The sequence below is a fragment of the Pseudomonas machongensis genome, assembly GCF_034961125.1.
In the GTDB taxonomy this organism is placed as follows: domain Bacteria; phylum Pseudomonadota; class Gammaproteobacteria; order Pseudomonadales; family Pseudomonadaceae; genus Aquipseudomonas; species Aquipseudomonas machongensis.
This window is the reverse complement of sequence record NZ_JAYFUI010000187.1, coordinates 146,072-169,468: the sequence shown is the minus strand read 5'-3', so window position 1 is coordinate 169,468 and position 23,397 is coordinate 146,072. Positions and strand designations below refer to the sequence as shown.

Annotated in this window: 2 protein-coding genes; both read right to left on the bottom strand. The window is 68.2% G+C overall.

What is annotated here, in order from left to right; genetic code table 11:
* Window positions 1–12: 12 nt before the first annotated feature.
* A complete protein-coding gene (locus tag VA602_RS19665; protein WP_323454048.1) occupies window positions 13–12,393 on the bottom strand; it encodes a non-ribosomal peptide synthase/polyketide synthase in 12,381 nt (4,126 codons plus the stop codon).
* Window positions 12,393–23,396 carry a non-ribosomal peptide synthetase gene (locus VA602_RS19660; protein WP_323454047.1) on the bottom strand — a complete coding sequence of 3,668 codons (11,004 nt, stop codon included), beginning with the start codon at window positions 23,394–23,396 and terminating at the stop codon, window positions 12,393–12,395. Before VA602_RS19660 ends, VA602_RS19665 begins: the two co-directional genes overlap by 1 nt.
* Window position 23,397 lies beyond the last annotated feature (1 nt).

The following is a 23,397-nucleotide window of genomic DNA, read 5'->3' as shown; positions in this document are numbered from 1 at the left end:
ACCGGTTCCCCTTCACTCAGAAATTAGCTTCTCAAGCTCATCTCCTGTTAAACGTTCCAGGGCCTCCAAGGATTTAGCCAGTTCATCCATCAAAGGATCGTTGCCCACATCCAGTGCTTGCACCGAAGCACTGAACTCGCCCAGGTGCCGCGCGTTGAACAGGGTCTTGAGCGGGACCTCGATGCCCAGGTGCTCGCGAATCCGCACGATCACCTGGGTCGCCAGCAGCGAATGTCCACCGAGGGCGAAGAAGTCATCGTCCAGACCCACCTGCGGTACTTGCAGCACGTCCTTCCAGATCTGCGCCAGTTGTTGTTCGCGCTCGCTGCGCGGTGCCACGTAGCGGGCCTGGGCCAGCTCCGGAGACGGCAACGCACGACGTTCCAGCTTGCCGTTGGGGCTCAGCGGCAGTTGCTCGAGCAATAACAGGTGTACCGGCACCATGTAGTCCGGCAGCACCGCGCCCAGACGCTCGCGCAGAGTAGTGCGCAAGGCCTCGGCCGCCGCGTCGTCCGCCACTGGCGTGCTTGGCACCAGATAGCCCGCCAGTTGCAGGCCACCGGCACCCGGCACCGCCAGCACCACGGCTTCGCGCACTTCGTCCTGCTCCATCAGCCGTGCTTCGATCTCGCCCAGCTCGATGCGCAGCCCGCGAATCTTCACCTGATGGTCGATACGCCCCATGTACTCGATCACCCCGTCGGCGCGGTAGCGCGCCAGGTCGCCGGTGCGGTACAGCCGCTCGCCGTCACCGAAGGGGCTGGCGACGAAGCGTTCGGCAGTCAGCCCCGGGCGGCGGTGATAACCACGCGCCAGGCCAGTGCCGCCCAGGTACAACTCGCCCACCACGCCCACCGCCACCGGACCGAGGCCGGCATCCAGCACGTAGGTCTGCAGGTTGGCGATGGGCTCGCCGATCGGCACGCTGTCGCGGCCTTCTTCGCGGCAGGTCCAATGGGTCACGTCGATGGCCGCCTCGGTCGGGCCATACAGGTTGTACAGCCCGGCATTCGGCAGCTTGTCGAACACCTGGCGCTGGGCATCCACCGGCAGCGCCTCACCGCTGCAGACGATCCGGGTCAGGCTGGCGCAGCCCGCCACCGCAGGGTCGGCAACGAAGGCCTGCAGCATCGACGGCACGAAGTGCAGCGTGGTGATGCGCTCGCGGCGAATCAGCTCGATCAGTTGCGCCGGATCGCGATGCAGCCCCGGCGCGGCGACCACCAGGCAAGCACCGGTCATCAGCGGCCAGAAGAACTCCCACACCGACACGTCGAAGCTGAACGGGGTCTTCTGCAACACCCGGTCCCCGGCAGTCAGGCCATAGGCCTCTTGCATCCAGCACAAGCGGTTGGTCAGCGCCCGGTGGCGGTTGCCCGCGCCCTTGGGCTTGCCGGTGGAACCGGAGGTGTAGATCACGTAGGCCAGGTTCTCGCCAGTGACCTCGATCACCGGCGCCTGCTCGGCATAACCGCTCAGCGGCTGGTCGAGCAGCAGGCACTCCAGGCCCTGCGGCAGCGGCAACTGATCGCGCAGGTGCGACTGGGTCAGCAGCAGTTCGATGCCGCTGTCCTCGATCATGTAGGCCAGGCGCTCGCGCGGGTATTCCGGGTCCAGCGGCACGTAGGCGCCACCAGCCTTGATCACGGCCAGCAGCGCCACGACCATTTCCACGCTGCGCTCGGCCGCCACGCCCACCAGCACATCCGGGCCCACGCCCGCCGCCTGCAGGCGGTGCGCCCACTGGTTGGCCAGGGCATCGAGCTGGCGGTAGCTGAGCTGACGCTCGCCGAACACCAGCGCCGTGGCGTCCGGCGTGGCCTCGACCTGACGCTGGATCAGCGCCTGGACGCTGTGTTCCAGCGGGTACTCGACTGCGGTGGCGTTCCACACCTCCAGCGGCAGGGCACGCTCCCGTGCGTCGAGCATCGCCACCTCGCCCAAGGCCCGTGTGGCCGAAACGGCCAGGCCTTCCAGCAGCAGGCCCAGGTGCGCGGCCAGGCGCTCGATGGTTGCGGCCTCGAAGCTGTCGCCATCGTAGCTGTAGTGCAGCAGCAGGCTCGCCCCCTGGTTGACCGCCAGGGTCAGCGGGTAGCTGGTCTGCTCATGGTTGCTCACCGCATCGAAGCGCAGCGCCTCGGGCGCAGCCTGCTCCAGCACTTCGGAGACCGGGAAGTTCTCGAACACCAGCAGCGTGTCGAACAGGGCGCCACCGCCCTGCCCGGCCAGGCGCTGGATCTCGTACAACGGCGCATGCTCGAACTCGCGCAGCGCCAGGTTGCGCGCCTGCACGGCCTGCAGCCAGTCGGCCACGGTCTGTTGCGGGGTCGGCGTGGCGACCACTGGCAAGGTGTTGATGAACAGCCCCATCTGCTGCTCCATGCCCGGCAACTCCGCCGGACGCCCGGCCACCGTCGCGCCGAAGCACACGCTCGCCTGGCCGGTGTAGCGCTGCAGCAGCAACAGCCAGGCCGCCTGTACCAGGGTGTTGAGGGTGACTTTCTGCTCACGGGCAAAGTTCGCCAGGCGCGCAGTGACGGCCTCGTCCACGGCGATGCGGTAGTCGCCATGGGCAGCGCCGGCCGCTCGGGGCTCCTGGCGGATGGCACGGGCCAGGTGGGTCGGCTCGTCGAGCTCGGCCAGTTGCTGGCGCCAGAACGCCTCGCACGCCTCGGCGTCCTGCACCTGCAACCAGGCGATGTAGTCGCGGTAGCGCCCGATCGGCGCGGCCACCGCCTCACCGGCGTAGCGCGCCAGGACTTCGCCGAGCAGCTGCGAATGGCTCCAGCCATCCATCAGGATGTGATGGTGGGTCAGCAGCAGGTGATGACGGCCCGGCGCCGTGGCGATCAGTTGCACACGCAGCAGCGGCGCCTGCTCCAGGTCGAAGCCCTGGGCGCGCTCGGCCAATGCCAGTGCATCCAGTGCGCCAGCCTGGTCGGCGCGGCCCTGCCAGTCGTGCAGCGCGAACGGCACTTCGACCTGGCGTGCCACCACCTGCAGCGGCTGGCTCAGCCCACCTTGCCAGAGGAAACCGGTACGCAGAATGTCATGGTTGAGCAGCGTAGCCTGCCAGGCATCGCGGAAACGCATCGGCTCCAGCCCGTCGATGTCCACACGCATCTGGTTGACGTAGTCGCCGCTGGCCTGCTCGTAAAGGCTGTGGAACAGCATGCCCTGTTGCATCGGCGACAGCGGGTAGAGGTCCTGGACACTGGCCGCCGCCAGTGGCAAGGCATCCAGCTGGGCCTGGGACAAGCGGGCCAGTGGCACGTCCGAAGGGGTCAGGCCGCCCGCCTGCGGTTGGCAGCAGTGCTCGATCAAGGCCAGCAACGCCTGGGTATAGGCATCGGCCAGGGCCTGGATGGTGTGGCTGTCGAAACGTGCGTCGCTGAAGGTCCAGCCCAGGCTCAACTCGCCATCGAACACCTGGCCGTTGATGCTCAGCGCGTTGGCCAAGGGCGCGTCGGGGTGTTGCTCGGCGCCACGGGCCTCGTCGCAGGGCAGCCAGAACGCTGCTTCGCCGCTGGCGAAACTGGCATCGAACTGGCCCAGGTAGTTGAAGGTGATCGACGGGGTCGGCAGGCCGGCCAATCGCTCGCGCACCTGCGGCGCGGCAAGCTGCGACAGCACGCCAAAGCCCAGGCCTTTGTCAGGGACCGCGCGCAGTTGCTCCTTGATCTGCTTGAGCGAGTCGCCCAGGCCTGCCGCCGGAGTCAGGCGCAGTGGGAATACACTGGTGAACCAGCCGACGCTGCGGGTCAGGTCGAGGTGCTCGAACAAATCTTCGCGGCCATGGCCTTCCAGTTGCACCAGCGCATGGGCCTGGCCGGTCCAGGCACAGACGACCTGGGCCAGGGCGGTCAGCAGCAGGTCATTGACCTGGGTGCGATAGGCGGCCGGGGCATCCTGCAGCAAGCGGCGGGTCTGCTGCTTGTCCAGTCGCGAATAGAGCGTGCTGCCGTCGCGATTGCGCTGGCCACCCTCGGCTCGGTCCCAGGGCAGTTCGGCGCTCAGCTCACGGCCCTGGGCCTGCCAGTACTCCAGTTGTTCCAGCGCATTCGTGCTGGCGTGCTGGCGCAGTTGCTCGACCCAGTCGCGCTGCGAGCTGGTCTTGCCTGGCAAGGCCAGAGGCTTGCCGCTGCTCAGTTGCTCGAAGGCCAGTTGCAGGTCTTCGAACAGGATGCGCCACGACACGCCATCCACCGCCAGGTGATGGATCACCAGCAACAGGCGCTGGCTGCCGTCCGGCAGATCGGCCAGCACAGCGCGCAGCAGCGGGCCATCGCCCAGCGACAGGCTGCGCTGGGCCGATTCGGCCAAGGCTTCCAGTTCATCGACAGTGTTCAGGGTGCGTTGCCACAGCAGCTCAGTCGGCTGCTCGCCGAGCGGGCGGTAATGCGCCTGCCAGCCAGCCTCGCTTTCGGTGAAGCTCAGGCGCAGCGCATCGTGGTGTGCAACCAGTGCCTGCAACGCTTGCTCCAGGTAACCCGCATGCAGCGGCTGGGCCGGCTTGAGCAACACCGACTGGTTCCAGTGGTGACGCTCGGGGATGTCGGTGTCGAAGAACGCCTGCTGGATCGGCAGCAGCGGCATCTCGCCAGTCAAAGGGCCCTGCTCGATCAGTTGCGCACCCTCGCCTTCCTGGGCAACGGTCGCCAGCCCTTGGACGGTCTGGTGCTGGAACAGCGCCTTGGGCGTGAAGCGGATGCCCACCTGACGCGCCCGGCTGACCACCTGGATCGAGATGATCGAATCACCGCCCAGCTCGAAGAAGTTGTCGGTCACGCCAATCGGCGAAACCTTCAAGACTTCCTCCCAGATCGCCACCAGGCGTTTTTCCAGCACGCTGCGCGGTGCCACCTGGCGCGTCGGGGCAGTGGCCTGCGGCGCGGGCAGCGCCTTGCGGTCGAGCTTGCCGTTGGGGGTCAGTGGCAGACGTTCGAGGAACAACCAGTGGGTGGGCACCATGTAGTCGGGCAGGGTCTGCTTGAGCCAGGCCTTGAGCGGCTCGGCATTGTCGTGCAGCGCGGAGGCGACGACATAACCCACCAGCTGGGTGCTCAGCTCGCCCTGATGCGCGATCACTGCCACTTCACGCACGTCGGCATGAGCCTGCAGGCGCGCTTCGATTTCACCCAGCTCGATCCGCAGGCCGCGCACCTTCACTTGATGGTCCACACGCCCGGCGTACTCCAGCACGCCGTCTTCGCGATAGCGCGCCAGGTCGCCGGTGCGGTACAGCCGCGAACCGTCCGCCGCGAACGGGTCCGGCAGGTATTTCTCGGCGGTCAGCCCCGGACGCAGCAGGTAGCCACGGGTGATGCCCTCGCCTGCCAGGTACAGTTCCGCCGTCGCCCCGACCGGCACCGATTGCAGTTCCCCGTCCAGCAGGTAGCTGGCGGTGTTGTGCAGCGGGCGGCCGATGTTGGCCTGCCCGCCCGCTTCGCGGCGGGTCCAGGTCGAATAGGTGGTGTCTTCCGAAGGGCCGTAGAGGTCGTAGACGTGCTGGATGTGCTCCAGCGCGTAGAGCGCCTCCACCACCGACTGCTTCAGCGGCTCTCCCGCCAGGTTGACGATGCGCACGCCCGCCGGTATCTGTCCGGCGCGCAGCAGCGCACTGGCTGCCGACGGCACGCTGTTGATCAGACGCACCCGATCCCGCGCTGCCAGCTCCGGCAGCTCCAGGGCATTGCGCGCCCCCACGATGAAACCCCCACCGGCCAGGGTCACGAACAGCTCCCACACCGACAGGTCGAAGCAGATCGAGGTGCTGGCCAGCACGCCTTGGATATCCGCCTGGCTGTACACCTGCTGCGACCAAGCCACCAACGCGGCGACGTTGCGATGAGCAATCGCCACGCCTTTCGGGCGGCCAGTGGAACCGGAGGTGTAGATCACATAGGCCAGGTTGTCGGCCACGGCGCGGGCTGGCAGGTCACTGTCGTCGCCGTCCAGGTTCAGCTCATCGAGCAGCACGCTCGCGAACGCGCCATCGACCGCCAGTGCATCGAGCACCGCGCGTTCACTGATCAGTACGCGGGCGGCGCTGTCGTCGAGCATGTAGCTGACGCGTTCGGCCGGATAGTCCGGGTCCAGCGGCACATAAGCACCACCGGCCTTGAGCACCGCCAGCAGCGCCACCAGCATCGACATGCCGCGCGGCAAGGCCACGCCGACCCGCATTTCGGGGGCGACACCCAGGCTCACCAGGTGGCGGGCCAGGCGGTTGGCGCGGGCGTTGAGGGTGGCGTAGTCCAGCTGTTCGTCGCCCCAGATCACGGCCAACGCCTGCGGCGTGCGACGTACCTGGGCTTCGATCAGGTGATGGATGCACTGGCTGCGGTCGAAGTCCAGGCCATTGGCGTTCCACTGGCGTTCGATGCGGGTACGTTCACGGCCCTCCAGCAGGGTCAGCCGGTGCAGCGGCGCCTGGGCGTCGGCACAGAACTGCTCCAGCAAGTGCAGCAAGTGACGCGCCACGCCCTCGACGGCGCTGTCGCGCAATTGCGTGCGGTCGTAGTTGAAATGCAGCGTCAGCTCCCGCCCGGCGGCCACCGCCAGGGTCAGCGGGTAGTTGCTTTGCTCGTGGGCACGCACCGCGCTGAAGCGCAGGCTCTGGTCGCCGCCCTGCTCCAGGGCCTCGGCGATGGGGTAGTTCTCGAACACCAGCAAGGTGTCGAACAGGCCCTGGCTGCCCTGCTCGGCCCACCGCTGGATTTCGAACAGCGGTGTGTGCTCGTGCTCGCGCAGGGCCAGGTTGACGCTCTGGACCGTCTGCAACCACTGCGCCAGCGACCCCTGTGGATCGGGCGCGGCGATTACCGGCAGGGTATTGATGAACAGGCCGATCTGCTGCTCGATGCCCTTGAGCTCGGCCGGGCGACCCGCCACGGTGGCGCCGAAGCACACGCTGCGCTGCCCGGTATAGCGCTGCAACAGCAACAGCCAGGCGGCCTGTACCAGTGTGTTGACGGTCACCTTGTGCTGGCGCGCCAGCACACCGAGGCGCGCCATGGCCTGGGCATCGAGGCCGGCATGATGATCGGCATAACCTCCCTGCCCGCCAGCCTGCGGCGCCGGCAAGGCACGCGACAGCCAGGTCGGGGCCTGCAGGCCGTCCAGTTGCTGGCGCCAGAACGCCTCGCGGGCCTGCGCCGGCTGACGCTGCAGCCAGCCGATGTAGTCGCGGTAATGCCCGGACGGCGCCGCGATGGCCTGGCCGGCATAGCGCTGCAGCACCTCGCCCAGCAATTGCGCGGTGCTCCAGCCGTCCATCAGGATGTGATGGCTGGTGAAGATCAGGTGATGGCTGTTGGCACCGTTGCCCACCAGCAACAGGCGCAGCAAGGGCGCCTGTTCCAGGTCGAAACCCTGCTCACGGGCTTCGCGTGCCAAGGCATCGAGCCGTGCACTGTCCGGCACCTGGCCATCCCAGCGCACTTCGGTGAACGGCACCTGCACCTGGCGCTGCACCACCTGCAGCGGCCGGGTCAGCTCGCCCTGCCAGCGCAAGCCGGTGCGCAGGATCGCGTGGGCCTCGATGGTGGCCTGCCAGGCGGCCCGGAAGCGCGCCACATCCAAGCCCTGCACATCGGCGCGCATCTGGTTGATGTAGTCACCGCCCGCCTGGTCGTAGAGCGAGTGGAACAACATGCCGTGCTGCATCGGCGACAGCGGGTAGATATCCTCGACGGTGCTGGCGTCCAGCTGCAGCGCATCCAGGCCGGCCTGGTCCAGCTCGGCCAGCGGCACGTCGGACGGGGTCAGCCCGGCGTGGCCGGCCTCGGTGCAGTGCTCGACCAGGGCGCTCAGTACATCGCGGTAGGCATCGGCCAGGCCTTGCGCGGTGGCGACTTCGAGCATCTGCGGGCTGAAGGTCCAGCTCAGGCTCAACTGGCCGTCGTACACCTGGCCATTGAGGGTCAGCCAGTTGCCCAGTTGCGCAGCATCGCCCTGCTCGCGGCCACGGGCCTCGCCACTGGGGCGCAGCAATGCCTGTTGCGGGTCGAAGCTGGCGTCGAACTGGCCGAGGTAGTTGAAGGTGATACGCGGCTGCGGCAGCGCCTGCAGTGCCGCACGGTCATCGGCGCTGCCAAGGTAACGCAGCACGCCGAAGCCCAGGCCCTTGTCGGGCACTGCGCGCAGTTGCTCCTTGACGCGCTTGATCGCGCTGCCCAGGTCGGCGCAGTGGTCCAGGCGCACCGGGAACAGGCTGGTGAACCAGCCGACGGTACGGGTCAGGTCGATGTCGTCGAACAGCTCCTCGCGGCCATGGCCCTCAAGCTGGACCAAGGCACTGTCGCTCCCGCACCAGGGCGCCACGACCCGTGCCAGGGCGGTCAGCAACAGGTCGTTGACCTGGGTGCGATAGGCCGCCGGTGCTTCTTGCAGCAGGCGCCGGGTGGTCTCGGTATCCAGCCGGGTGTGCACGGTGTGGGCCAGGGCGTTGGCCAGCGAGCCCTGCGGGTCGTTCACCGGCAAGTCGCGCGGTGCGCCGGCCAGTGCCGTCTGCCAAAAGGCCATCTGCCCGCGCATATCGCCCTCGGCCCCAGCCGCCAGGCGCTCGGCCCAGGCCTTGAGCGAGCTGGTCTTGGCCGGCAGCACGCACGGCTGGCCAGCGTCCAGTTGCGTCAGCGCCTGTTGCAGGTCATCGAACAGGATGCGCCAGGAAATACCATCGACCACCAGGTGGTGGATGACCAGCAGCAGGCGTTGGCTGCCGTCGGCGAGCTGCGCCAGCACCGCGCGCAGCAGCGAACCGTCTTCCAGCGCCAGGCTGCCCTGGGCGCGGTCGGCCAAGGCCTCCAGCGCAGCGTCGTCCTCGACCTCGGCCTGCCACAGCAAGGCCGACTGCTGGTAGAGCGCCTGCATCGCCTCTGGGGTTCGGAAGTAGGCGCCCTGGGAGCCGAACGACAGGCGCAGGGCATCGTGGTGGTTCACCAGTTGGCTCAGGGCTGCGGTCAGCGTCTCGGCCGACAAGGCGCGGGCGGGCTTGAGCCAGACCGACTGGTTCCAGCGCGCAGGTTCTTCAGGCAACGCGGCGAAAAACGCCTGCTGGGCCGGCAGCAGCGGCAGGCTGCCGTGCACCGGGCCCTGGTCGATGACCAGCCCCTGCCCGCCCAGCTCGGCGACCTGGGCCAGGGCGCGGATGGTCTGGTGCTGGAACAGGTGTTTGGGGGTGAAGCGAATACCCGCCTGGCGCGCACGGCTGACCAGCTGGATGGAGACGATCGAGTCGCCGCCCAGTTCGAAGAAGTTGTCGGTCACGCCCAGCGCCTGGCACTTGAGCACGTCCTGCCACAGCGCGTGCAGGCGCAGTTCTAGGTCGTTGGCCGGTGCGACCTGCTCGCTGCCCGCGTTGGCTTCAGGCAGCGGCAACGCCTTGCGGTCGAGCTTGCCATTGCTGGTCAACGGGAACGCGTCCAGCAGCAACAGATGGTTGGGCACCATGTAGGCAGGCAGCTGCCCTTGCAGCGCCTCGCGCAGGGCCACCGCCAATGGCTCGTCCTGGCCCGGTTCGGGCACCACGTAGGCCAGCAACTGCTGCTCACGCGCCAGCACCAGCGCCTGTCGGACACCCGGCAGCGCGACCAGGCGCGCCTCGATCTCGCCCAGCTCGATGCGCAGGCCGCGGATCTTCACCTGATGGTCGATGCGCCCGAGGTAGTCGATCACCCCGTCGTCAGCCTGGCGCACCAGGTCGCCACTGCGGTACAGGCGCGCGCCGGGTCGGCTGGAAAACGGATCGGGTACGAAGCGTTCGGCGGTCAGGGCCGGGCGCTGGTGGTAACCGCGCGCCAGGCCTTCGCCACCGATGCACAGCTCGCCGGCAGCGCCCGCCGGACACACCTGCAACGCCTCGCCCAGCACGTAGGCGCTGGCATTGTCGATCGGCGTGCCCAGCGGCACTACCGCCCCTGCCAGCACGGCCGGGACTTCGCACGCGGTGCTGTCGATGGTCGCCTCGGTCGGGCCATAAAGGTTGACCAGGCGCCCTTGCCAGCGCTCGCGCAGCTGTGCACACAACTGCGCACTCAGGGCCTCGCCGCCACACAGCACGGTGCGCAGGCTGGCCAATTGCTCAGGGCGCGCCTGCGGCAGCATCGCCTGCAACAGCGACGGCGCCGATTGCAGCACGGTGATGCCGTGCGCCTGAACTTGCTCCCACAGTTGCGCCAGCGACTCATCCTGCCCCGGCGCCGCCAGCACCAGCCGCGCGCCGCAGATCAGCGGCAACCAGAACTCCCACACCGACGCATCGAAGCTGATCGCGGTCTTCTGCAGCACGCGGTCCTCGGCCGTCAGCGGCAAGCACTCGCGCATCCACGCCATGTGGTTGCCAAGGCCGGCATGCCGCACTGCCACCCCCTTGGGCTGGCCGGTGGAGCCGGAGGTGTAGATCAGGTAGGCCAGGTGCTCGCCATCCACCGCAACCTGCGGGGCGATGAAATCGCCATCCTGCACCGCGCTCGCAGGCGCGAGCGCCAGCACGTCCAGGCCCTGCGGCAGTGGCAGTTGCGCCAGCAGGGCTGGCTGGGCGAGCAGCAGGCCGATGCCGCTGTCGTCGAACATGTAGGCCAGGCGCTCGGCAGGATAGGCCGGGTCGAACGGCACATAGGCCGCACCGGCCTTGAGCACGGCCAGCAGCGCCACCACCAGCTCCAGGCTGCGTTCGGCAGCGATGCCCACTCGCACCTCGGGGCCGACGCCACGGGCGATCAGCTCACGTGCCAGGCGGTTGGCCCGCGCGTCGAGCTCGGCATAACTGTACTGCTGCCCGGCGCAGACCACGGCGACGGCCTGCGGCGTGCGCTCGGCCTGGGCCTGCACTTGCAGGTGCACCGGGCGGGCATCGGCATGCACCACCTGCGGCCCCTGGGCACGCAAGCGCACCTGCTCGGTTTCGGCGGCGCTCGTCAGCGCCAGCTCGGCGCAACGCTGGTCAGGCTCGGCGACGATGGCCGCGAGCAGCGTTTGCCAGTGAGCGACCAGGCGCTGCACGGTGCCGCGCTCGAACAGGTCGGTGGCATAGGTGAAGGCGGCGATCAGCGCGTCGTCGGACTCATGGGTTTCCAGGGTCAGGTCGAACTGCGCGGTGGGGTTGTCCCAGGCCACCCCTTCGACGCGCAGGTCACTGCCCGGTGCAGCCTGGGCCTGGCCGCGCGCCGGGGCACTGCGCTGGTGGTTGAACATGACCTGGAACAGCGGCGCATGGCTGAGGCTGCGTTGCGGTTGCAGGGCTTCGACCAGTTGCTCGAACGGCAGGTCCTGATGCTCCTGGGCGCGCAACGCGGTGTGCTTGACCTGCTCGAGGAAGGCGCGGAACGGCTGCTGCCCGTCGATCTCGGCGCGCAGCACCTGGGTGTTGACGAAGAAGCCGAGCAACCCCTCGGTTTCCGGGCGGTTGCGGTTGGCCACCGGCACCCCGACACGGATGTCGTGCTGACCGCTGTAGCGGTGCAGGAACAGTTGGAAGCTTGCCAGCAACAGCATGAACAGGGTCGCGCCCTGCCCCTGGGCCAGGCTGCGCAGTTGACGGCTGAGGTCGGCATCGAGGCTCACCTCCAGGCGCTCGCCACGCAGGCTCTGCACCGCCGGTCGCGGACGGTCGCCCGGCAGCGCCAGCAGCGGCTGCTCGCCACCCAGTTGCTCACGCCAGTAGTGCAACTGGCGCTCGCGCTCGCCGGCTTCCATCCAGTGCCGCTGCCAGATCGCATAGTCGGCGTACTGGATCGGCAGCGCCGCTGCCACTGGGACCTGCCCCTGGCTGAATGCACCGAAGGCCCGCACCAGTTCGCCGATCATGATCTGGATCGAGGCGCCGTCGGCGATGATGTGGTGCTGGACGATGGCCAGCACATGGTCGTGCTCACCCACCTTCAGCAGGCTGGCACGCACCAGCGCGCCGTCGAACAGGTCGAACACCTGCTGGGTCAGGGCTTCGACCCGGGCCTTGATGCAGGCATCCAGCGCCGCATCGCCCGGGGTGCCGGAAACCAGTTGCTCGTGCGCCAGGGGTAGCCCCGCGGGCGGCAGGATACGCTGGCTCAGGCGCCCGTCCTGCTCGGCAAAGCGGGTGCGCAGGCTTTCATGGCGCTGCTCCAGCCAGTCGAGGCTGCGCTGCAGGGCGTCGATGTCCAAGTGGCCGCGCAGACGCAGCACGGTCGCCAGGTTATAGGCGGTGCTGCCAGGGTCCATCTGCCAGAGGAACCATTGACGCTCCTGGGCATAGGACACCGGCAGCGTTTCGAAGGCCGACTGCACCTGCGGGATCGGCAGGTTGGCCGGGGACACCCCCTCCGCCAGCATCTTCTCCAGGTACAGGCGGCGCTTTTCCAGCGGCAGGGTAATGAAGCGCTGCGCAATTCTCAGGGCTGCTTGGGTTTCCATCAAACTTCCTCCATTTCGTCAAGCAGCCATTCGAGCTTGCTCAATTTCGATTCATCCACCACCTGCCCACCTGCCTGGCCCAGCGCCTCGGCGAACTGCTCCAGCACCGGCGCCTGGAACACCAGCTGCGGCGACAGCTTCAGGCCCAGCGCCAATTGCAGGCGCGAGACCACGCTGACGGCCAGCAACGAATGCCCGCCCAACTCGAAGAAGTGGTCGTGCACCCCAACCTGCTCCAGTTGCAGCACCTGCTGCCAGACCTCGGCGACCTGGCGTTCCAGGTCGGTACGTGGCGCCTGGTAGACCTGGCGTGAAGCGCTGGCGTCGACGGCCGGCAAGGCCTTGCGGTCGAGCTTGCCGTTGGGGGTCAACGGCATGCGTTCAAGCACCTGGATATGCGCCGGCACCATGTAGACCGGCAGCCGCTCGGTCAGGCACTGGCGCAGCGCCTCGCGCAGACCGTCGCTGCCCGCCTCGGCGGCCTCCAGCGGCACCACGTAGCCCACCAGCTGTGCGCCGCCCGCGCCGTCGCGGGCAATCACCACGGCCTCGCGGACCTGCGGATGGTCCTGCATCAGGGCCTGGATCTCGCCCAGCTCGATGCGGAAGCCGCGGATCTTCACCTGATGATCCAGGCGTGCGAGGTACTCCAGGGTGCCATCGGCCAGGTGGCGCACCAGGTCGCCCGTGCGGTACAGCCGGGAGCCATCGTCGGCGAACGGATGTGGCACGAAGCGCTCGGCACTCAGTGCCGCGCGGCCGTGGTAGCCGCGGGCCAGGCCTTCGCCGCCGATCAGCAGCTCACCGGCCACGCCCGGCGCCACCGGTTGCAGGTCGGGGCCGACGACGAACAAGGTGGTATTGCCGATGGCCTCGCCCAGCAGCGGTGCCGGCTGTGTGGCATCCAGGCGTCGCCGTGCCGACCAGATGGTGGTCTCGGTGGGACCATACAGGTTCCACACTTCGCCCCCCAGGGCGAGCATGCGCAGGCTCAGTTCCGGTGCCAGCGCCTCGCCGCCGCAGAGCATGCGGCAACCACGCAGCAGCTCGGCCTGCGGGTTGTCGAGCAGCATGCGCCAGGTCGACGGCGTGGCCTGTACCACGTTCACGGCCTGCTCGCGCACCACCTCCAGCAGTTGCTCGGGATCGCGTGCAGCCTGACGATCCACCAGCACCACACGTGCGCCGCGCACCAGCGGCAGGAAGATTTCCAGGCCGAAGATATCGAACGAGAAGGTGGTCAGCGACAGCACCCGGTCTTGCGCCTGCAACCCTGGCGCAGCCGCCATGCTGTCGAGGAAGTTGCCAAGCCCCCGGTGCGCAACCATCACGCCCTTGGGCCGCCCGGTGGAGCCGGAGGTGTAGATCACATAGGCCAGGTGGTCGTCAGCCACCGCCACCTGCGGGTCATGTGCCGCCCGCGCGTCCAGCGCATCCGACTCCGCTGCCAGCAGCATCTGTTGTACGCCCTGAGGCAGGGTGCGCCGTTCGGCCAGGTGGGGCTGGGTCAGCAGCAGGCCGATGCCGCTGTCCTGGATCATGTAGTCCAGGCGCTCTTCAGGGAAGTCCGGGTCCAGTGGCACGTAGGCGCCACCGGCCTTGAGCACGGCCAGCAGTGCGACCAGCATTTCCAGGCCGCGGTCCAGGCACAGCCCCACCAGGCGGTCTGGCCCCACGCCCCGGGCGATCAGGGCGTGGGCCAGGCGATTGGCGCGCAGGTTGAGCTCGGCATAGCTGATCGATTCAGCGCCATGGACTGCGGCGATGGCCTCGGGCTGGGCCTGAGCCACGGCCTCGAACTGGCGGTGCACCGGTAGCCAGCTCAAATCGTCGCCGACCTGGCCGCTCCAGTCGTGCAGCACCTGGCGGCGCAGGGCCGCTGGCAGGCTGTCGACCTCGCCTAGTGGGCGTTCGGCATCTTCGACCAGGGCGTCGAGGATCTGCGCCAGTTGCGCCGCCAGCCCGGCGATCTGCGCCGGGGTGAAGCACTGCGGGTCGAAGCTGTATTGCAGGCTCAGTTGCGCACCGGCGTTGACCAGCAGGGTCAAGGGGTAGTTGGTCTGTTCGAGGTTGTCGATGGCGCCGAAGCGCAGGCCATCCGGCGCACGCGCCTGCAGCACGTCCGACACCGGGTAGTTCTCGAACACCAGCAGGCTGTCGAACAGGGCTTCACCGCCCTGCCCGGCCCAGCGCTGGATGTCGAACAGCGGCGTGTATTCATGCTCGCGCAGACTCAGGTTCTGCGCCTGCAGGCCCTGCAGCAGGCTGGCGACGCTGTGCTGGGCGTGCAGGGTCAGCGCGACCGGCAAGGTGTTGATGAACAGGCCGACCTGCTGCTCGACGCCCGCCAGCTCCGACGGGCGCCCCGCCACCGTGGCACCGAAGCACACGGTCTGCTGCCCCTGATGCCGTTGCAACAGCAACGCCCAGGCTGCTTGCAGCACGGTATTGAGGGTGACTTTCTGCTCGCGGGCAAAGGCCGCCAGGCGCGCGCTGCGCTGGGCATCGAACACCTGGTCGTGCTGGGCGTGGGCCTGCTCATCGCTGGCAGGCGTGGCGCCACGGAACACTTGGGCCAACAGGGTCGGCTCGTCCAGCTCGGCCAGTTGCGCGCGCCAGAAGTCCTGGTTGCCCTGCTGATCCTGGCGAGCCAGCCAGTCGATGTAGTCGCGGTAGCGTCCGCGCGGCGCCTCCTGTGCCTGGCCGTTGTAGTGCTGCAGCACTTCGGACAGCACCTGCGCGTGGCTCCAGCCATCCATCAGGATGTGGTGATAGGTGTAGATGAAGTGGTGACGGCCTTGGCCAAGGTCCACCAGCAGCAGACGCAACAGCGGCGCACTGGCCAGTTCGAAGCCCTGCTGGCGCTGGGCATCGGCCAGGGCCTGCAGGGCCGGGGCTGGCGCGTCCAGGTCACGCAGGTCATGGACGCTGAATGGCACCTCGACCTGCTGGCGAACCACCTGCAGCGGCTGGGCCAGATCGCCTTCCCAGACGAAGGCGGTGCGCAGGATGTCGTGGGCCTGCACCGTGGCCTGCCACGCCGCATGGAAGCGCTGCGGGTCGAGGCCATCGATGTCGACACGCATCTGGTTGATGTAGTCGCCGCTGGCCTGCTCGTAGAGGCTGTGGAACAGCATGCCTTGCTGCATCGGCGACAGTGGGTAGAGGTCCTGGATCGTCTGCGCCGCCACTGGCAGGGCATCGAGCTGGGCCTGATCGAGCCCGGCCAGGGGGAAATCCGACGGCGTCACGCCGGCGACACCGGCCGTGCAGCAATGGCCGACCACCGCCACCAGCTCACGCTGGTAGTCCTCTGCCAGACGCTGCAGCGTGGCGACATCGAAGCGCTCGCGGCTGAAGGTCCAGCTGATCTGCAAGCGCCCGTCGAACACCTGGCCGTTGAGGTTGAGCCAGTTGTCCAGCGGCGCCTCGGGTGAATGCTCGGCGCCACGGTTCTCCCCGGCAGGCAACCAGGCAGGCGACTCGTCGGTGAAGCTGGCATCGAGCTGGCCGAGGTAGTTGAAGGTGATGCGCGGGGTCGGCAGCGCACGCAGGGCGTCGCGCACCGAGGCGTCGCCCAGGTGGCGCAGCACACCGAAGCCCAGGCCGTTATCGGGGATCGCGCGCAGTTGCTCCTTGATCTGCTTGAGCGAGTCGCCCAGGCCTGCCGCCGGGGTCAGGCGCACCGGGAACACACTGGTGAACCAGCCGACGCTGCGGGTCAGGTCGAGGTGCTCGAACAGGTCTTCGCGGCCATGGCCTTCCAGTTGCACCAGGGCGTGGTCGTGGCCAGTCCAGCGGCAGATCACACGGGCCAGGGCCGTCAGCAACAGGTCGTTGATACGGGTGCGGTAGGCGGCGGGCGCCTGCTGCAGCAGTTGCCGGGTCTGCTCGGCATCCAGCGTGCTGTGCACCGTCACGCCGTCGCAGTTGCGATTGGCGGCGTCCAGGCGCTGGCACGGCAGGCTGTCGTGGGCGCCTTCGAGGGTTGCGCGCCAGAAGTCCAGCGACTGCTGCAGGCGCGGGCTTTGCGCGGCGCGTTGCAGTTCGCCGGCCCAGTCACGCTGCGAGCTGGTCTTGCCCGGCAAGGCCAGGGGTTTGCCGCTGCTCAGTTGCTCGAAGGCCAGTTGCAGGTCTTCGAACAGGATGCGCCACGACACGCCGTCCACCGCCAGGTGGTGGATCACCAGCAGCAGGCGCTGGCTGCCGTCCGGCAGATCGGCCAGCACGGCGCGCAGCAGCGGGCCATCGCCCAGCGACAAGCTGCGCTGGGCCGATTCGGCCAGGGCTTCCAGTTCGTCGGCGGTACTCAGGGAGCGCTGCCACAGCAGTTCGGTCGGCTGCTCGCCAAGCGGACGGTAATGCGCCTGCCAGCCGGCCTCGCTTTCGGTGAAGCTCAGGCGCAGCGCATCGTGGTGCACGACCAGCGCCTGCAGCGCCTGCTCCAGGTAACCCGCGTGCAGCGGCTGGGCCGGCTTGAGCAGCACCGACTGGTTCCAGTGGTGACGCTCGGGGATGTCGGTGTCGAAGAACGCCTGCTGGATCGGCAGCAGCGGCATCTCGCCACTTAGCGGACCCTGCTCGATCAGTTGCGCGCCCTCGCCTTCCTGGGCCACGGTCGCCAGCCCTTGGACGGTCTGGTGCTGGAACAGCGCCTTGGGCGTGAAGCGGATGCCCGCCTGACGCGCACGGCTGACCACCTGGATCGAGATGATCGAATCGCCGCCCAGCTCGAAGAAGTTGTCGGTCACGCCAATCGGCGAAACTTTGAGGACTTCCTCCCAGATCGCCACCAGACTTTTTTCCAGCACGCTACGCGGTGCCACCTGACGCGCCGGGGCAGTTGCCTGCGGCGCGGGCAGCGCCTTGCGGTCGAGCTTGCCGTTGGGGGTCAGCGGCAGACGTTCGAGGAACAACCAGTGGGTGGGCACCATGTAGTCGGGCAGGGTCTGCTTGAGCCAGGCCTTGAGCGGCTCGGCATTGTCGTGCAGCGCGGAGGCGACGACATAACCCACCAGCTGGGTGCTCAGCTCACCCTGATGCGCGATCACTGCCACTTCACGCACGTCGGCATGAGCCTGCAAACGCGCTTCGATCTCACCCAACTCGATACGCAGGCCACGTACCTTCACCTGATGGTCCACACGCCCGGCGTACTCCAGCACGCCGTCTTCGCGGTAGCGCGCCAGGTCGCCGGTGCGGTACAGCCGCGAACCATCCGCCGCGAACGGATCCGGCAGGTACTTCTCGGCAGTCAGCCCCGGACGCAGCAGGTAGCCGCGGGTGATGCCCTCGCCTGCCAGGTACAGTTCCGCCGTCGCCCCGACCGGCACCGATTGCAGTTCCCCGTCCAGCAGGTAGCTGGCGGTGTTGTGCAGCGGGCGCCCGATGTTGGCCTGCCCACCCGCTTCGCGGCGGGTCCAGGTCGAATAGGTGGTGTCTTCCGAAGGGCCGTAGAGGTCGTAGACGTGCTGGATATGCTCCAGCGCGTAGAGCGCCTCCACCACCGACTGCTTCAGCGGCTCACCCGCCAGGTTGACGATGCGCACGCTCGCCGGTATCTGCCCGGCGCGCAGCAAGGCGCTGGCCGCCGACGGCACGCTGTTGATCAGGCGCACCCGATCCCGCGCAGCCAGCTCCGGCAACTCCAGGGCATTGCGCGCCCCCACGATGAAACCGCCACCGGCCAGGGTCACGAACAGCTCCCACACCGACAGGTCGAAGCAGATCGAGGTGCTGGCCAGCACGCCCTGGATGTCCGCCTGGCTGTACACCTGCTGTGACCAGGCCACCAGCGCGGCGACGTTGCGATGAGCAATGGCCACGCCTTTCGGGCGGCCAGTGGAACCGGAGGTGTAGATCACATAGGCCAGGTTGTCGGCCACGGCGCGGGCTGGCAGGTCACTGTCATCAGTGTCCAACGTCAGCTCATCGAGCAGCACGCTCGCGAACGCGCCGTCCACCGCCAGTGCATCGAGCACCGCGCGTTCGCTGATCAGCACGCGGGCGGCGCTGTCGTCGAGCATGTAGCTGACGCGTTCGGCTGGGTAGTCCGGGTCCAGCGGCACGTAGGCGCCACCGGCCTTGAGCACCGCCAACAGCGCCACCAGCATCGACATGCTGCGCGGCAAGGCCACGCCGACCCGCACTTCGGGGCCGACACCCAGGCTCACCAAGTGGCGGGCCAGGCGGTTGGCGTGGGCGTTGAGGGTGGCATAGTCCAGCTGCTCATCACCCCAGATCGCCGCCAACGCCTGTGGCGTGCGGCATACCTGGGCTTCGATCAGGCGATGGATGCACTGGCTGCGGTCGAAGTCCAGGCCGTTGGCATTCCACTGGCGTTCGATGCGCTCGCGCTCGCGGCCCTCGAGCATCACCAGCTCGCCGACGCGCTGCTCCGGCGCTGCGACGATCGCCTGCAACAGGTTCAGCCAGTGCTGCGACAAGCGCTCGATGGTCTCTGGCAGGAACAGGTCGGTGGCGTAGGTCCAGATCGCCGACCACGCCGTACCCGATTCGAAGGTATTGAGGGTCAGGTCGAACTGCGCGGTGTGGCTGTCCCACGCCAGCGCCTCGACCTGCAGGCCCGGCACCTGCGCCATGGACGCCTCGGCGGCGCGCTCGCCCTGGTGGTTGAACATCACCTGGAACAGCGGGCTGTGGCTCAGGCTGCGCTCAGGGTGCAGGGCCTCGACCAGTTGCTCGAACGGCAGGTCCTGATGGACCTGGGCTTCCAGGGCGCTGTGGCGTACCTGCTCGAGCAGGCGGGTGAAGGCCATGCCCGGCTCGACCTCGGCGCGCAGGACCTGGGTGTTGACGAAGAAGCCGATCAGACGCTCGGTCTCCAGGCGGTTGCGGTTGGCCACCGGCACGCCGACGCGGATATCACCCTGGCCGCTGTAGCGGTGCAGCAGCACCTGGAAGGTGGCCAGCAGCAGCATGAACGGCGTCACCCGCAGTTCACGCGCCCGTTGTTGCAGGCCCAGGGCCAGGTTGTCCGGCAGCGCCAGCGCAAGCTGCGCGCCACGGAACGACTGTTCGGCCGGGCGTGGATGATCGGTAGGCAGTTGCAGGAACTGCTCGCCGGCAAGGCGTTCGGTCCAGTAGCCGAGCTGACGCTCGCGCTCGCCGGCCTCCATCCACTGCCGCTGCCAGATCGCATAGTCGGCGTACTGCAGCGGCAATACCGGCAGCGTCGGCGCTTCGCCCTGGCTGAAGGCGGCGTAGCATTGCACCAGTTCCTCGACCAGCACCTGCATCGACCAACCATCGGAGACGCTGTGATGCTGGGTGACGACCAGCACATGGTCGTCCTGCGCCACACGCAGCAGGCGCACACGCAACAGCGGCCCCTGCTCCAGATCGAACACCTGCGCCACCTCGGCCTGCACCCGTGCGGCCAATTCGGCCTCGGCGACCGTTTCGATCGGTAGCGCCAGCGGTGCGGCGGCGTGGATGCGCTGCTGAGCACCCTCGGGCGTCTGGACGAACGTGGTACGCAGCGACTCGTGACGCGCCAGCAGGCTGTCGAAGCTGCGCTGCAACGCCGGCACATTCAGCGCGCCGCGCAGGCGCAAGGCGCTGGGGATGTTGTAGGCGCTGCTGCTCGGGTCGAGTTGCCAGAGGAACCACTGGCGTTCCTGGGCGTAGGACAGCGGCGCCAGCTCGCCACGCGGTACTGGCAGCAGCGCAGGCTGTGCGGCGTCTGCAGTTGGCGTGAGGCTTGCGACGAACGCCTGCAGGGTGGTCTGTTCGAACAGAGTGCGCAGCGCCACTTGCAGGCCTAGGCCGTGACGCAGGCGCGACACCACCTGGGTGGCCAGCAGCGAATGCCCGCCCAGGGCAAAGAAATCGTCCTGCAGACCGACCCGCTCGACCTCCAGCACCTGCTGCCAGATTTGCGCGACTTGCTGCTCCAGCGCCGTGCGCGGCGCCTGGTAATCCTCCTGGCGCAGGGTCGGGGCCGGCAGCGCCGCGCGGTCGAGCTTGCCGTTGAGGGTCAGCGGCAGGCTGTCCAGGCACAGGATATGCGCTGGCAGCATGTATTCCGGCAGGTCGGCCTTGAGGCCGCTGCGCAGGCGCTCGACAAGCGCCGACGCCTCGCCGCTGCCCTGCTGCGCCACCACATAGGCCACCAACTGCGTACCGGCACTGCCGTCGCGAACGAGCACCACCGCCTCGCGCACACCCGGCAGTTGCAGCAAGCGGGCCTCGATCTCGCCCAGCTCGATGCGGAAACCACGGATCTTCACCTGCTGGTCGATACGTCCGACGTACTCGATCACCCCGTCGTTGCGATAGCGCGCCAGGTCACCGGTGCGGTACAGGCGCCCGCCATTGCCGAACAGGTCGGGCACGAAGCGCTGGGCGCTGAGGTCGCTGCGGCGATGATAGCCGCGCGCAAGCCCGGCTCCGCCGACATACAGTTCGCCGATGCATCCCGGCGCGACCGGCTCCAGCTGGCCGTCGAGCAGGTACCAGGACAGGTCGTCGATCGGCTCGCCGATCGGGCTGCTGGCTGCCCCTTCGAGATCACGCGGGCTCAGCGGACGGTAGGTGACATGCACGGTGGTTTCGGTGATGCCGTACATGTTCACCAGGCGCGGCCCCTGCGCAGCGAAATGCCCGTACCACGGGCGCAGCGCCTGCACTTCCAGGGCCTCGCCGCCAAAGATCACCTGGCGCAGGGCGCCGAGCTCGGCGGCGTCACGGGTGCAGGCCACCTGCATCAGTTGCTTGAACGCCGAAGGGGTCTGGTTCAGTACCGTGACGCCTTCGCGGTGCAGCAGCGCATGGAAATCCTCGGTGCTGCGGCTGGTCTCGTGCGGCACGATCACCAGTCGCCCACCATGCATCAGGGCGCCGAAGATCTCCCACACCGAGAAGTCGAAGGCATAGGAGTGGAACAGGGTCCAGACATCGTCGGCACCGAAGTGGAACCAGCGCTCGGTGGCGGCGAACAGGCGCATGACGTTGTCGTGGGGCAGCAGCACGCCCTTGGGCTGGCCGGTGGAACCGGAGGTGTAGATGACATAGGCAAGCTGGCGCGGGTCGCAGGCCAGCTGCGGCGCGCCGGGGTCGGCAAGCGGCTGCGGCGACAGCGGCTCCAGCATCAGCTGGCGCACGTCCTGCGCACCCTGCACACGTGCCGCCAGGTGCGGCTGCACCAGCAGCAGGGCGATGCCGCTGTCGGCCATCATGTAGGCCAGGCGCTGGGCCGGCGCGCTGGGGTCCATGGGCACATAGGCTGCACCGGCCTTGAGCGTGGCGAGAATGGCCACGATCATCTCCAGGCTGCGCTCGGCCACCAGGCCGACCCGTACCTCAGGGCCGACACCCTGCGCCAGCAGGCGATGGGCTAGGTGGTTGGCCTGGGCTTCGAGCTGGCCGTAGCTGAGCTGGCGATCATCCAGCGTGACCGCGATGGCCTCGGGACGCAGGCGCGCCTGCTCCTCGATGCGCTGGTGAATGCAACGCTGCACCGGATACTCAGCCGGCCGCGGATTCCACTCGGCGATGATGTCCGCGCGCTCCTGCGCAGTGAGCAACGGCACCTGCACCAGGGGCGTATCCGGCGCTGCGACCATCTGCCCGAGCAGTTGCAGCCAGTGCCGCGCCATGCGCTCGACGGTGGCCCGCTCGAACAGGTCGGTGGCGTAGGTGAAGGCTGCCGACAGCTGCTCGCCAGCCTCGGCGGTGTCCAGGGTCAGGTCGAACTGCGCGGTGACCGTGCGCACGTCCAGCCCCTCGATGTGCAAGCCCGGCAGGTTCAGCGCCGAGGCGCCATCGCCACCGAGGTGGTTGTGCATGACCTGGAACAGCGGATTGACCCCAGCATTGCGCTCCGGCGCCAGGGCCTCGACCAGTTGCTCGAACGGCAGCGCCTGGTGGGCCTGGGCGCCGAGCACTGCCGTACGCACCTGATGCAGCAGTTCACGGAAGGTATTCTGCGGGTCGATGCTGACATCCAGCACCTGGGTGTTGATGAAGAAGCCGATCAGCGCCTTGGTATCGGGGTGCTGACGGTTGGCCACCGGCACGCCGACGCGGATCTCGCGCTGGCCGCTGTAGCGGTGCAACAGCACCTGGAAGCTGGCCAGCAGGAGCATGAACGGCGTCATCCCCTGCGACTGGGCCAGGCTGCGCAGACCTCGCTGCAACTCGCCCGGCAGCGTTACCGCCAGGCGTTCGCCGCGATGGCTGGGCTGCTGCGGGCGCGGGTGATCGAGCGGCAACTCCAGCACCGGTTGCTCGCCGCCCAGACGCGCAGCCCAATAGCCCAGCTGGCGTTCGCTCTCCCCCGCCTCCATCCAGGCCTGCTGCCAGATCGCGTAGTCGGCGTACTGGATCGATGCCGCCGCCAACGTAGGTTCGCCACCGCCGCTGAAGGCCGCATAGGCGTGCACCAGTTCCTCGACCAGCACCTGCATCGACCAGCCGTCGGAGACGATATGGTGCTGGGTCATCACCAGCACATGGTCGTCATCGGCCAGGCGCAGCAGGTCGACCCGCAGCAGCGGGCCCTGCTGCAGGTCGAACAGCGCCTGGGTACGGGCCTCGACGAAGTCGCGCACGGCCTGCTCGGTATCGGCGCCGGCATCAGCGGGCAGGTGCTGCAGCGGCAGCTCGAAGGCCGATGCCGGCGCCTCGATCACCTGGCGCACGCCCTCGGCCGTCTCGACGAAGCGCGTGCGCAACGACTCGTGCCGCCCGAGCAGCCACTGGAAGCTGCGGGCCAGGGCCGGCACATCCAGCGTGCCCTTCAGGCGCAGGGCACTGGGGATGTGGTAGGCACTGCTGTGCGGCTCCAGTTGCCAGAGGAACCACTGGCGCTGCTGGGCGTAGGACAGCGGGATAACATCGAGGCCTTCACGGGCCGCCGGAATCGGCAACTGCCCCAGGGTCAGGCCCTTGCCGGCCAGCTTTTCCAGGAAGGCCCTGCGCTGTGACAGCGGCAACCTGATGAATCGCTGAACCAGCGCGATGTTATCCATTACAGCCATC

Excerpts from the sequence above, each read along its gene's own strand:
- VA602_RS19665 (WP_323454048.1), bottom strand. The coding sequence starts at position 12,393 with ATGGAAACCCAAGCAGCCCTGAGAATTGCGCAGCGCTTCATTACCCTG.
- VA602_RS19660 (WP_323454047.1), bottom strand. The coding sequence starts at position 23,396 with ATGGCTGTAATGGATAACATCGCGCTGGTTCAGCGATTCATCAGGTTG.